9 protein-coding genes are annotated in these 12,873 nt (G+C 61.7%); all 9 read right to left on the minus strand.

The genetic code is table 11. The features are described from left to right. Positions 1-87: 87 nt before the first annotated feature. Positions 88-1,026 carry a GNAT family N-acetyltransferase gene (locus ACO07N_RS07910; RefSeq protein ID WP_421980497.1) on the minus strand — a complete coding sequence of 313 codons (939 nt, stop codon included), beginning with the start codon at positions 1,024-1,026 and terminating at the stop codon, positions 88-90. Positions 1,027-1,320: 294 nt separating this feature from the next. After that, on the minus strand, positions 1,321-3,729 hold the full coding sequence (locus ACO07N_RS07915; protein WP_421980498.1) for a response regulator: 2,409 nt from the start codon (positions 3,727-3,729) through the stop codon (positions 1,321-1,323). A gap of 198 nt (positions 3,730-3,927) precedes the next feature. Further along, positions 3,928-5,007, minus strand: coding sequence for a tryptophan--tRNA ligase (gene trpS, locus ACO07N_RS07920; RefSeq protein ID WP_306145867.1), 1,080 nt, complete (start codon positions 5,005-5,007; stop codon positions 3,928-3,930). 120 nt (positions 5,008-5,127) lie between these two features. After that, on the minus strand, positions 5,128-6,690 hold the full coding sequence (gene murJ / locus ACO07N_RS07925) for a murein biosynthesis integral membrane protein MurJ (RefSeq protein ID WP_421980499.1): 1,563 nt from the start codon (positions 6,688-6,690) through the stop codon (positions 5,128-5,130). Positions 6,691-6,722: 32 nt separating this feature from the next. Further along, the gene (locus ACO07N_RS07930) at positions 6,723-9,557 is read right to left on the minus strand and encodes a [protein-PII] uridylyltransferase (RefSeq protein ID WP_421980500.1); all 2,835 of its coding nucleotides are present in this window, start codon (positions 9,555-9,557) and stop codon (positions 6,723-6,725) included. A 202-nt stretch (positions 9,558-9,759) separates the two neighbouring features. After that, positions 9,760-10,131, minus strand: coding sequence for a helix-turn-helix transcriptional regulator (locus ACO07N_RS07935; protein WP_319384897.1), 372 nt, complete (start codon positions 10,129-10,131; stop codon positions 9,760-9,762). A gap of 4 nt (positions 10,132-10,135) precedes the next feature. Then, the gene (locus tag ACO07N_RS07940; RefSeq protein WP_421980501.1) at positions 10,136-10,705 is read right to left on the minus strand and encodes a Smr/MutS family protein; all 570 of its coding nucleotides are present in this window, start codon (positions 10,703-10,705) and stop codon (positions 10,136-10,138) included. 3 nt (positions 10,706-10,708) lie between these two features. Further along, positions 10,709-11,830, minus strand: a complete 1,122-nt coding sequence (locus ACO07N_RS07945) for a murein transglycosylase A (RefSeq protein ID WP_421980502.1) — start codon at positions 11,828-11,830, stop codon at positions 10,709-10,711. Between the two features lie 107 nt (positions 11,831-11,937). Continuing rightward, on the minus strand, positions 11,938-12,663 hold the full coding sequence (locus tag ACO07N_RS07950) for a Tim44/TimA family putative adaptor protein (RefSeq protein WP_421980503.1): 726 nt from the start codon (positions 12,661-12,663) through the stop codon (positions 11,938-11,940). Positions 12,664-12,873 lie beyond the last annotated feature (210 nt).

A 12,873-nucleotide genomic window follows, 5' to 3' on the forward strand; every position in this document is an offset into this window, starting at 1 on the left:
ATTGCGGCAATTTAAGGGGGCGTTAAGGCTTGACGCCAACAGGCGAATGCCGTGCCCGGCGAAGGACCGCTCTATTGGAACATGGGATCAAGCGCCATACCGGCTGGCATCTGCGCCGTAGTAGTTCACGTAGCGCGTATTGAGATGCGTCACGGGCACGATGATGAGCACGTCCGTGGTACCGAACTGCTGATCGACCACCGCGCCATCGCCGATGAACGCACCAAGACGCAGATAACCCTTCACCAGTGGCGGAAGCGCGCGCAGTGCCGCCCGCGCATCGACGGCGTCAGCGTGCATGCGGTTCATTTCAACATAGCGGTCCGGCACCGCCCGGACGCGCCATTCTTCCGGCGCGCGGGCATTGTGGTGCAGAAAGGAGAGCCGTTCGGCCAGCGCATCGGGATCGGTGCCAGCAATGGAGGCACAGCCGAGCAGGACGTCGATCTTGTGGCGCAGGACATAGGACCATATTCCATGCCAGAGCAGTTCGACCGTCTTCTTGTTGCGATACGGTTTGAGCACGCAGGAACGCCCCAGTTCCAGAAAGCGTTTGTCCGGATTGGCGTCGACAAGTTTCTGTATGTCGTACTCACCCGCCGTGTAGAAACCGCTGTGCTGATCGGCGACTTCCTGGCGCAGGAGACGGTAGGTTCCGACGATTTCCGGCTTCAGCCGGCCGAGTTTGTTGCGCTTCAGGGAGGCGTGGTCGACGACAAGCAGATGGTCGCAATAGGCGTCGAAGGGATCCGTATCGCGGCGGGTTGCCAGCGTATGCGCGTCCGCGATCGCCGACATTTCCTCGTAAAAGACGTCATAGCGCAGCCGCTGCGCCTTTCGGACCTCCTTGAAGTTCCGGGCCAGCCGGACTTCGAGCGATCCGATGCGCCCGAGCGTGTCCCCGGTTTTGACGGGGGTCCGCTGCGGATGAGAAGGGCGGGCGGCACCTGCCGCCGGTGACCCGGTCCGAAATCCGGGCGTGAACCTGCGTACAAGCTTCCTCGGAGAAAACAGTCCCTGCCGCATGATCGACGTTCCACCCTCTTGCATTCCGTTCTGGCACTCTAACGAGAATTCACAGGTTAAGGCCTGTCTTTTATGTGTGGTTTTCTTCGCCGGAGTACAAACCCCGTCGCTGTTCAGCGCGCGTTGACCGTGCCGTAGAACACACTATTCCGACAACCGCATGACACCCGGGTTTTTCCGGCAAACCTGCCGCATCCAGCTTAACTTAATCCCGGAATTTTGTGAAATTCGACACGGGACACCAGCGAATCGCTCCCGGCCTCAACCATTGTTCACCCGCTCGGTGTCATTCCATCAGTCGCGGTTTAACGCGATCAGTGCCTCGGAGATCGATTCCACCGTAAGCGGCTTGGTGAGATATCCGGCGGCACCGACCTTTGCGGCCTTGTCGCGGGCGTCCTGCATCACGTCGGCGGTGACCATCAGGACAGGAACCGGCTTTTGACCGAGGTCCTGTTCGCTCGCCCGGATTTGCCGAATGGCTTCGAAACCGTCCAGACCCGGCATGTGCAAATCCATAAGGATGGCATCGAACCGCTCCCTGGCCGCCTCCTCGACGGCTTTTTCGCCGTCGACGACCATGACCGGAATATGCCCGAGTTTGCGCAGCAGGGCTTCGCTCAGAAGGCGGTTGATATCGTTGTCTTCGGCAACGAGAAGCCGGAGCGGGCGCGCTGGAGCATTGAAGCTCTGTATCATCGTGTGGTCGTCGGCCGGTTCTGCGCTTGCATCCCAGGCAAAATCATCCGTCTGGTCGGCAAGCAAACCTGAAAAGATCTGGATCAGTGTCTCTATGCGCACGGGTCGGATCAGATAGGCGGCGTAACCGGCCGAGCGCAACTGCACCAGCCTGTCGCGTTCAGGGGGCGAAATCAGCACGATTGCCGGCGCGTCACACCCTGTCAGGCGCGCAGATGCCAGCCAGCCGCCCGCGTCCGAAACCGCCGCGTTGTCGACAACGATCAGGTCCGCATCTGCAAGCGTATTGTCCAGGTCGACGCTCCCCGGGACTTCGATGGAGACGTCTGCCGCGTGAAACTCGAGCCGCTTCGCCAGCAGCGGACACTCGATGCGGCTGTCGCTGACAAAGACAATCTTCTTGTTTCTGAAGCTGTCGAACCTGGGATCCGTTTCGCTGCCAAGCGCCTCGGGAATCGGCAGCGACACCTTGAAGTGTCCACCGCCCCAACCGGACGGACGTGCCGTGATCGCGCCGCCCATCAGACCTGCGAGCCGCTGCGCGATCGCGAGCCCAAGTCCGGTCCCGCCGAATTTCCGCGCCGGACCGTGGTCCACCTGTTCGAATTCCTGGAAGATGCGGTCCGCCTCGGCGGCATCGAAACCGATGCCGGTGTCATGCACATCGATATCCAGATAGGTGCTGCCGGACGGGTCGCTTCGCCCTGTCACTTCGACGGAGATGCCGCCCTCATCGGTGAACTTGATGCCGTTTCCGATCAGGTTGTACAGGATCTGACGGACCCTCGTCGCGTCGAGGGTCACGGTTGCCGGCAGGCGCGGATCGAGCATCGTGCCGATTTCAAGGCCCTTGGCATGGGCTTTCGGAGCCAGCAGTTCAACAACGCTTTCCGAGAGCGTCCCGACCTTGACCGGGGCGTTCTGGATTTCGAGTTTCCCGGCCTCGACCTTTGAAAAATCAAGAACTTCGTCGATCAGGAGAAGCAGCGTTTCGCCGGATGTTTCCAGGGCCTCGATATAGGCGGCCTGCTCTTTCGTGAGACGCGTGTCCCTGAGCAGTGATGCCATGCCGAGAATGCCGTTGAGCGGCGTGCGGATTTCGTGGCTGACGGTCGCCAGAAAGCGGGACTTGGCCTCGTTCGAGTTTTCCGCCGAGTGGCGTGCGGCCAGCAGCTCTTCCTCGATAAGCCGCCGCTCGGTGACGTCGCGCAGCACGGTCTGCACCAGTTGCCTGTCGGTGGCCGTGTCCCGGACGGGAATGTCGATGCGCGAGAACCAGCGCGGCCCCTGGGCGGTTTGAATATGGAGATCCTGAAAGGTCGTTCGTCCCGACAGGGTCACGTCGGACGGGGCCTGTTCGCGGACGCCGTCAGCGTCGATCAGCGGCAATTTCATGGCGGTGCCGGGGACAAGCTCGTGCAGGTCTCCGAACACGTCCTCTGCGGCGGAATTGACATACTGGATGATGCCCTCCGCGTCCCGCCGCACGACCACGTCCCCGAGCGTGGCAAGAATGCTTGCATGCCGTTCGTCGGATTCCCCCAGTTCCCAGGCCTTGTCCTCAAGTTCCTCGATCCGCGCCATAAGGCGTCTGATCTTGGCGTCCTTCGACTGGACCGCGGCAGTGGACCGGTGCATGTCGTCTGCGAACAGGCGCCAGAGAGCCAGCCCGCCGGCAAAAAAGGCAAGGCCGATCCCAAGAAAGCGCGTGAGCCCATCTCCGGCAACCAGGAAAAGTGACGCCCCGAGGCCCAGGACAAGACCGGCGACGGCCAGGTGTTGAAGGGCCTTGGCCGGCGCAGAGACGGGCCGGTCGGTCGCGCGGCGGCCCGGTCCCGCATCAGGTCCGGTTATCTCCTCCTCCTGGGAGGTGTCGGCCGCGCTCAGGTCCGGCGTGGCTTCGCCGCGAAGCACGCTGTGGTTGCCGGAAATGCGCGATGTCTGCTCTGTTTCCAGGGGGGCGGTTTCAGCGCTTTCGGTCCGGTTGCCGGTCTGACGTGCCAAGGGACGGTCTCTCCAAATGGGTCAATCCCGGGAGAGTGCAGCTTAAACTTTTAGAAACCGTTTCACTGCGCGCATGCGGCGCGGAATTCCGGCATGCGGCGAAAGCGCCTCGGCTCGGACCGGCAAGTGGCCTGAAAGGCTCTGCCTGGGCGGGAAACATGCCTTGCCCCGCCGGCTCATGCGGGGCAAGGCGTTGTCTTATCGCACGTCCAGAAAGCCGATGATCTTGCGAACGTCTTTCAGCACCGGCTCAGCAATGGCGGATGCCTTTTCCGCGCCGGTCTTCAGGACCGAATCGATCTGGGCCTTGTCATCCATCAGCCGCCGCATTTCGTCCGTCATCGGCGACAGCTTGCCGACGGCGAGGTCCGACAGCGCCGGTTTGAAGGTCGAGAACTGCTGTCCGCCGAAATCCTTCAGAACGTCTTCCTTTGAAGAACCGTTCAGCGCCGCAAAGATCCCGACAAGGTTGTCGGCTTCCGGGCGGTTCTCCAGGCCATCGACCTCGCTCGGCAGAGCGTCCGGATCCGTCTTCGCCTTGCGGACCTTGCGGGCGATCGTATCGGCATCGTCGGTCAGGTTGATGCGCGACAGGTCCGAGGGATCCGACTTGGACATCTTCTTGGTGCCGTCACGCAGGGACATGATCCTTGTTGCGGGTCCGGCGATCATCGGTTCCGTCAGCGGGAAGTAAAGCTGTTCGGGCAACTCGGGAGACGGTGTCGGATTGGGCACACCGATACCGAGATCCTTGATCCGGTCGCCGAAGTCGTTGTTGAACTTCGCGGCAATGTCCCGTGTCAGTTCGAGGTGCTGCTTCTGATCGTCGCCGACCGGAACATGCGTTGCACGGTAGGCGAGGATGTCGGCAGCCATCAGGTTCGGATAGGCAAACAGTCCGACGGACGCGTTTTCCTTGTTCTTCCCGGCCTTTTCCTTGAACTGGGTCATCCGGTTGAGCCAGCCGATCCGCGCGACGCAGTTGAAGATCCAGGCAAGTTCGGCGTGTTCGCGCACCTGCGACTGGTTGAAGATGATCGACTTGTCCGGATCGATACCAGCGGCCATGTAGGCGGCGGTCACTTCGCGCGTTGCATTGCTGAGTTCTTCCGGATCCGGGAACCCGGCCGTGATGGCATGGGAATCGACGACGCAGAAAATCGTCGGCATCTGGTCCTGCAGCGGAACCCAGCGGGACACCGCTCCAAGGTAGTTGCCGAGGTGGAGATTGCCGGTTGGCTGGACGCCGGAAAAGACACGGGGCTGGAACGCCGTCATTCTGAATCCCTTTATTGGTGCGGCCGGTTGGAAGGGCGCTGTGAAACTTTGGGCGCGCCGGGTGTAAGCCTGCCGGGCCAAGGATGCAAGCGGTATTGAGCGATAATCGTTGTTTGCCTGTCAGGTGTTGCGCCGTGTCAACGTCCGGAACATGCCGATGAGATCCGCCCCGCCGCTGACCTGGGCGAAAATCGCGAAGGTCACCACACCGGTTAGCACGAGCAGGCCAAGGCTTGCCGCGCGGACGATCAGCCAGGACCCGCGGAGCGACGGTTCGAGCACGACGGCTGCGAAGTGAATGGCCACGCCCATCAAGAGGCTCGCGACCAGCACCAGGACCAGCCGCCGCAAAAGCGCGTAATCGGGGACGAAATGGCCGCGTCTGTAGAGAACGATGATCAGCAGCCCCGTGTTGACCCAGCCCGCGATCGTCGTCGCAAGGGCGATGCCGACGTGCTTGAAGACCGGAAACAGGGCAAGGGACAGGCAGACATTCACGGCCATGCCGACAGCAGCGAACTTCATCGGCGTTTTCGTGTCTTCGCGCGCGAAATAGCCGGGTGAGAAAACCTTGTTGAGCACGAAGGCCGGCAAGCCGAAGGAAAACGCCATCAACGCGGCGGCGGTCCCGTCGACGGCAGCGGCGTCGAACCGAACCCGCTGGAACAGAACGGACACGATCTCATGGGGAACCACGGCCAGCGCGACGGCGGCCGGCAGCGTCAGAACCAGGGAGATTTCAAGCGCGCGGTTGAGGCTCACCTGGTAGGCGCTGACCTCGCCGGCCCGCAACTGGCGGGTCAGGCTGGGTAAAAGGACGACGCCGATACCGATGCCGATCACGCCAAGGGGCAACTGGTAGAGCCGGTCGGCGAAATAGAGCATCGCGTTCGCACCGTCCTGCAGCGAGGCGATGATCGTGCCGACCGCGATATTCAGCTGGGTGACGCCGCCTGCAATGATCCCGGGTATCCCGAGAACGAGTAGGCGTTTTGCGGATTTCGTGTAGCGCGGCCGGAAAACCGGGATCCTGAAGCCGAGCCGTTTCAGGTCCGCGACAACCACCAGCAGCTGAACGATCCCGCCGAAAGTCACGCCCGCGCTCAGAATGATCCCGAGCTCCGTGTTGTCCTCCACGCCTGCGACCAGGACGCTGCCGAGAACGATGCTCATGACCACGTTCAGCATGACCGGCGCGAAGGCGGCGGCGGCAAAGCGCTGATAGGTGTTTAGGATCCCGGCCAGGAAGGCAAGGAGCGACATGAAAATCAGGTAGGGAAAGGCGATCCGCGCCATCAGGACCGTCAGGTCGAACTTGGCGCTGTCGGCGCTGAATCCTGGTGCCAGCCCAAGGACGACGAAGGGCATGAAGATCTGCGCGACCGCCGTCAGGGCCAGCAGACAGAACAGCAGTGCCGAACCGATTTCCCCGGCAAAGCGCCGCGCGCCTTCGTCGCCTTCCTCCTCCACCGCCCGGCCGAACAGGGGAATGAAGGCGGAGTTGAAGGCGCCTTCGGCAAACAGCCGACGAAACAGGTTCGGCAGGCGGAAGGCGACGGCAAAGGCATCCGCAACCGGCCCGGTCCCGACCGCCGCGGCGAGCAGTACGTCCCGCACGAACCCGAGCACGCGGCTCAGCATGGTCGCACCGCCGACCGTGGTGAAGTTGCGGACAAGGCTCATTCAGGCAGCGCTCCCGGGAAGAAATCCGCCATCTAAGAAGCCTGACGCTGAACTTTACGGGAGACAGGCGCGGCCGGATCGAGTTCCAGACGGCCCTTGACCGCATCGGTAAGGCGTTCGCGGATGATTTCCTGCCGCCCGATATTGGAGATTTTCTGCCCCGTCAGGTCGGTCACGTAAAAAACATCGACGGCCTTTTCGCCGAAGGTCGAGATGTGGGCGGAGCCGATGTTGAGATTGAGCGTCGCGATGGAGCGCGTCAGGTCATACAGCAGTCCGGGCCTGTCGAGGCCGGAGATCTCCAGAACCGTGTATTCGTCCGAAAGCGCGTTGTTGACCAGGATTTCTGTTGCCACCTTGAAGGCCTTCACACGGCTTTTCATCGTGTTTTTCTTGGTCACCGGTTCCGGAAGACGTTCATCGCCCCTGAGAGTCGTGCGGATCAGCCGGGTGATCCGCTCGCCCCGGCGGCGTTCGTCATCGTCGTCGGGCAGTTCGCGCCCGATGAAGATCGTATCAAGCGCGAACCCGTCCGTGGTCGTGTCGATTTGCGCGTCGACGATATTGGCGCCCGTCGAGAAGCAGGCGCCCGCGATGATGGACAGGAGGCGCGGGTGGTCGGGCGCCATGATGTTGAGCTCGGTCACGCCCTCGAAGGCACGCGGAATGACGTCGAAAGCCAGCCGCTTGCCGTCCTTGTCCGCCTTGCGCAGCAGTTCGGCGTGTGTCAGCAGCCGCTCCGGTTCGGTCCTCAGCCAGTAGGCCGGGTAATGCCGCTTGAGATAGGCGGTCCTGTCCTTCTTGCTCCAGTGATCCAGTTTGGCCACGAGGTCGTTCTTGGCCGATTCGACGGCCTCCTTGTGCGACATCTTCGAATGCCCGCCGGAAAGGTGCGGCTCCGTTGCGTAGAACAGCGTTCTCAGAAGCTGTCCCTTCCAGCCGTTGAAGACACCTGGGCCGACGGCGCGAATGTCTGCGACGGTCAGGATCAGAAGCATCTTCAGCCGTTCGAGTGACTGGACGGTCTGGGCGAAATCGGTGATGGTCTTGCGGTCGTTCAGGTCACGCGACTGCGCGATCGTGCTCATGTCGAGATGATGCTCGATCAGCCATGCCACCGTTTCGGTTTCCGCCTCGTTCAATCCGAAACGCGGACAGACCTTGCGGGCAACCCGTGCACCGGCGACGGAATGGTCCTCCGGGCGGCCTTTCGCGATATCGTGCAGGAACATCGCCACGTAAAGCACCTTGCGGTTCTGCAGCGTCAGGATCAGGTCCGTCGACAACGGGTGATCTTCACCGGAATTCCCCCGCTCGATTTCCGCCAGCACCCCGATGGACCGGATCAGATGCTCGTCGACGGTGTAGTGGTGATACATGTTGAACTGCATCATCGCGACGACCTTGCCGAAATCGGGCACGAACCTGCCCAGGACCCCGGTCTCGTTCATCTTGCGCAGGATCGTTTCCGGCTTGTTGCGCGACGTCAGGATCGACAGGAACAGCCGGTTGGCCTCCGGATCGTTCCTGAGGCTGCTATCGACCAGCTTGAGCGAATGCCGGATCAGCCGGGTCAGCTTGGGGTGCAGGTTGTAGTCATGCTTTTCCGCGAGCTGAAACACCCGGAGGAGGTTGGCGGGAGCGGTTTCGAAGATCTTGTCGTTGGTGACGTTCAGCCGGTTGTTTTCGACGATGAAGCCGGGGGCGCCCTTGACCGGTTTGACGGAATCGGTGACGCGTCCGCTGCGCAGGCGGCGCATCATGCCGGAAAAACCTTTCCCGCGCGGTTCCTTGACGTGCTCTTCCTCCAGCGCCGCGCAAATGATGCGGGTCAGGTCGCCAACATCCTTGGCGACAAGGAAGTAGTGCTTCATGAAGCGTTCCACGTCGCGCATGCCCGGATGCTGCGTGTAGCCGAGCCGGATCGCGATTTCGCGCTGGAACTCGAACGCCAGCCTTTCCTCGGGACGTCCGGTCAGGAAATGCAGATGGCAGCGCACGGCCCAGAGAAAGTCCTCCGACTTTGCGAACCGGGCGTATTCGGAGCGTGTCAGGACACCTTTCTTGACCAGCTCCGACTGCTTGTCGACGCGGTAGTGATACTTGGCGATCCAGAAAAGCGTGTTGAGGTCGCGAAGCCCGCCTTTTCCTTCCTTGATGTTGGGTTCAACGAGATAGCGTGACGTTCCCTGCCGCCGGTGCCGTTCGTCGCGTTCAAGCAGTTTCGCCGCGATAAACTCGGAGCTAGTTCCGTTCACGACATCCGTGCCGAACCGCTTGATCAGATCTTCGAAGAGGGGCGCGTCGCCCCAGATGTGCCGGGCTTCGAGGACCGCCGTGCGGATCGTCATGTCCGATCTGCTGAGCCGGATGCACTCATCGATGTTCCGGGTCGCGTGGCCGACCTTGAAGCCCAGGTCCCAGAGCATGTAGAGGATGTACTCGACAACCTGCTCACCCCACGGCGTCTGCTTGTAGGGCAGGATGAAAAGAAGATCGATATCCGACCCCGGAGCGAGTGTTCCGCGGCCGTATCCGCCGACGGCGGCCACGGACATCCGCTCGGCTGCGGACGGGTTCTTGACCCGGTAGACATGCGAAACGGCGAAGTCGTAGATCACCCGTATCAGCTCGTCCTGAACGTGGGAGAGGCGGGCCGCGCACAGCAGGCCGCCGCCGTCTTCGTTCAGTTTTTCCTGGACGCGGTCACGCGCCGTCTTCACCTCGGACTTCAGAAGGCTCAGGACGGCCGATCTGACCTTGCTGTCCGATCCGTCGCCGTCGTGATCGCTCGTGAGTGCCGTCAGGCGGGATCGAAGGTCGTCCGCGTCGATCAGTCCGGCGAGTTCTTCCTGGCTGGCATGCATTGTCTTTTCGGCAATCCGTTCGGCAAATCAGAAGGTCAGGTTGGTTTACGAGTGCTGGTTATATAGGGATCGCACCATAAGGACACGTAAATCTGAAGAGACGGCTTCCGCATGGGAAAACTCGGCGGCCGCGGTGGTACCCGACCGTGTTACGGAGCAGACTGCAACCGCCATCCGCGGCAGGAGAGCTCTCCCATCCGGTTCAAACGTCGTCTTTCGCCGCCGCCACCCTGAGCTGGTGCAGGAGACCGGCGAGCGAGTCTTCCGACAAGACGTTGATCTTCAGGGCGAGCTGGTTGGCAAGTTCCGTGGCCTTGGGATGCATGCCGGCCGTATCGATCGTGATCCGCGGGTCCGACAGTTCCGCCAGCCGCTGGATTTCTTCCGCTTCGTCCCAGATGACGTTGAAATAGGTGATGATCCGTTGCACCAGAAACCAGGTCGGTTTGCCTCTCTTGCCGTGCTCGAGCGCGGAAAGATAAGCGCTGGAGACGGAAAGTGCTGCCGCCATTTCCTTCAGGGAGACGCCCCGCTTCGCCCTGAGTTCCCGAATTTTTGCCCCTAGCGGTGTCACGGTCCTACCTTCTTTTTCGTATCCGGACGTAGAGCGCCCCTGCTCCACCGTGGCTCGCATGGGCCTCCTCATAGCCCAGGACAACCGAACGCATATCCGGCATGGCAAGCCACTGGGGTACCATTCTGCGTAAAATCCCGCGTTCGTCCATATAGGCCTGTCCCGGCCCCCCGCCTTTGCCGGTAATGACCAACACAACTTTGTGACTGCGGGCCTGCGCCTGGTAGAGAAATCCGCGCAGCCGGTCATGGGCCTGGAACTGCGTCAGGCCGTGAAGGTCGATCCGGGCGTCGATGGCCCGGACGCCCCGGACGATCTTCCGGCGGTACCGGGTCTCCAACTGGTGAAGAGGCAGCAGGTCGGGCGCTTTTTTTTCCGGCGCGGGAGCCTTGATGGCCGTTGATGTGCGGGGTGTTTTCACCGCAGCGCGCGGCTTGTCTTCCTTCGCGCTATCAATTTCATCCTGAAGGATCCTGACCCGCTCCGGATCAAGCGGTGTGAGCGTCTTGGCGACCTTGCCCCAGAGTTCCCGGTCTTCAGGTGACAGGCTGCCCTTTTTCCCCCGCTTCGTCATCGCTCAGTCCGTGACCGCGTCTGTGCCGGGACGAACCGGATCTGGAACGAGAATGGTGAAGGTCGCCCTGTGACGAATATCCCCGGCAATCCTGCCCGCGATGTCACCGGAGCCTGCAAAGATATCGCCGCGCACGCGTCCCCTGATGGCCGAGCCGGTATCGTCGGCGATCATCAGCCGCGCAAAGGTTCTGCCGTCCTTGTCCGGATCCTTGAAGCCGGCTTCGACGAAGACAAATGCGCCGTAGGGAAGATGCGCCGGATCGATCGCCAGGCTGCGGCCGGCAACCAGCGGCAGGCCCGCCGCGCCGACAGGGCCGTCGTCCGGTCCGGTCTCCAGAACCTCGCGAAAGAAGATATACGACCGGTTCTCGCCGAAGAGCGCGTCGCGTCTCTCCGGATTGCGTGTCAGCCAGGATCTGAGGCCGGCCATCGTGAAGTCCTCGGGCGTCCCCTCGCCGCGTGCGACCAGGAGCTTTCCGATGCCGGTATAGGGATGGCCCGTTTTACCGGCATAGCCGACGCGCATCACGCTGCCGTCCGTCAGGCGCAATCGCGCCGACCCCTGCACGTGAATGAAATAGGCGTCGACCGGGTCGGCGAGCCAGACCAGTTCCAGGTTTTCAGTATCCAGTGCGCCCGCCATGATCGAGGCCCTGTCCGGCATTTCCGAAAAGCCCTGGTCCGTGCGGCGCCCGTGGCTGAGGTCCGGCGGCCAGTCCGCCGGCCTGTTCTCCGCCGTGACCGCCTCAAGGCCGTCCGGTTTGCGGTGAAGCGGGACGGAAAAGTCGTCCGTGCGGATGCGGGACGCGGTGACTTCCGGTTCGAAATACCCGGTCACGAAACCCGGTTCGGTGATCCGGTAGGCGGTAAAACGGGTCTCGAAAAACTGCCGTGCACCGGCTGGCGTTGCCATGTCCGATCCCGCAACCACGTCGCAGAGCGCGCTCAAGTTCGCAGGATTATGGCCGGGAAGGCCCGTTGCGCCGAAGGAAACGGAATTGCTGCAAAACCGCTGGAACGCGGCGAGTGCCGTGTGCTGGTCATCGTCTTCCCAGCCCGCCAGATCACGGAAATCGACTTTCTCGAAATGATCGGGCAGCCCCGGGCTTTGCGGCGTTGCCATGGCGGCTCCTGCAAAGAAAAGCGGCGCGGCCAGAGCCGCGCCTCTCAAAAAGATGGAAAACTGGAAGGGAACGCTGATTCCCGCCCGCCGGACCGTTCGCGTCATTGTCACTCGGCGGATTCGGTCGCAACCAGTTTCCAGTTGGGATCGCGGGAATTGGTGTCGCGTGCGAATGTCCAGATATCCACCACTTCGGTGACCTTGGCCGGATCGCCGTCCACCACTTCGCCTGCCTTGTCGCGCGTCGCGGAAATCAGCTGGCTGTGGATCTTCACCGTCACCTGGGCCACCGAGCCCTTCAGGGCCGCCTCGACGATTTCCGCCTTGTCGATGCCGACAAAGGTCGATTCGATCGTCTCGCCGCGTTTTTCCCGGTCATCGATCGCGCTCACGAAACCGTCGAAGACTTCAGGGGACAGGAGGTTCTTCAGGGCTTTCTTGTCGCCGTCTGCGAAAGCCATCACGATCATCTCGTAGGCCGCGCGGGCACCGCCCAGGAACTCGACGGGTTCGAAGCTGCGGTCGACCGAAAGGATCTGCTTCAGCGCGCTGTTGAGCGCCGAGCCTTCCGGAGCGACCTTGTCGATCACCACATCGCCGCCTTGGGGCTGCTGCTCCGCCATCATGTCGGCGGGCTGGTCACCCTGGTTCGGCAGGGGAATGACATTGTCCTGGCCGTTTGGCTGATCGTTCGTCTGTTCCGGCTTGGAATACGGGTCGAATGGCGGCCGCTCATTGCCGGTGCGTTTGCCGAGAACGGATCTCAGTCTGAACAGAATAAAAACCGCAAGTCCCATGAGGACGAGATTGAGTGGGTCGAAAATTTCATTCATCTTACGTTCCGGCTACCCTTTGGAGGCATTTGAAGCCGCCTCTTGCATGTTCAGCTGAAAGCCGCCTGCTCTCGATATCTGTTACCACCTTATTTAGGGGGCTCTTGAACCAGCATCCAGACCCGAGGGCAAGACTGAAAATTCCGCAATGGTTATCTTTCCTGCGCGCGGCTGCTCGCATTTCTGTGATCGAATGTCTAGATTGCCTTA

This window comes from Roseibium sp. (assembly GCF_965229775.1).
Taxonomy (GTDB): domain Bacteria; phylum Pseudomonadota; class Alphaproteobacteria; order Rhizobiales; family Stappiaceae; genus Roseibium.

Coding starts and splice junctions, on each gene's coding strand:
- murJ (WP_421980499.1), bottom strand. CDS start 6,690: ATGAGCCTTGTCCGCAACTTCACCACGGTCGGCGGTGCGACCATGCTG.
- trpS (WP_306145867.1), bottom strand. CDS start 5,007: ATGACGGCGTTCCAGCCCCGTGTCTTTTCCGGCGTCCAGCCAACCGGC.
- ACO07N_RS07930 (WP_421980500.1), bottom strand. CDS start 9,557: ATGCATGCCAGCCAGGAAGAACTCGCCGGACTGATCGACGCGGACGAC.
- ACO07N_RS07945 (WP_421980502.1), bottom strand. CDS start 11,830: ATGGCAACGCCGCAAAGCCCGGGGCTGCCCGATCATTTCGAGAAAGTC.
- ACO07N_RS07910 (WP_421980497.1), bottom strand. CDS start 1,026: ATGCGGCAGGGACTGTTTTCTCCGAGGAAGCTTGTACGCAGGTTCACG.
- ACO07N_RS07940 (WP_421980501.1), bottom strand. CDS start 10,705: ATGACGAAGCGGGGGAAAAAGGGCAGCCTGTCACCTGAAGACCGGGAA.
- ACO07N_RS07950 (WP_421980503.1), bottom strand. CDS start 12,663: ATGAATGAAATTTTCGACCCACTCAATCTCGTCCTCATGGGACTTGCG.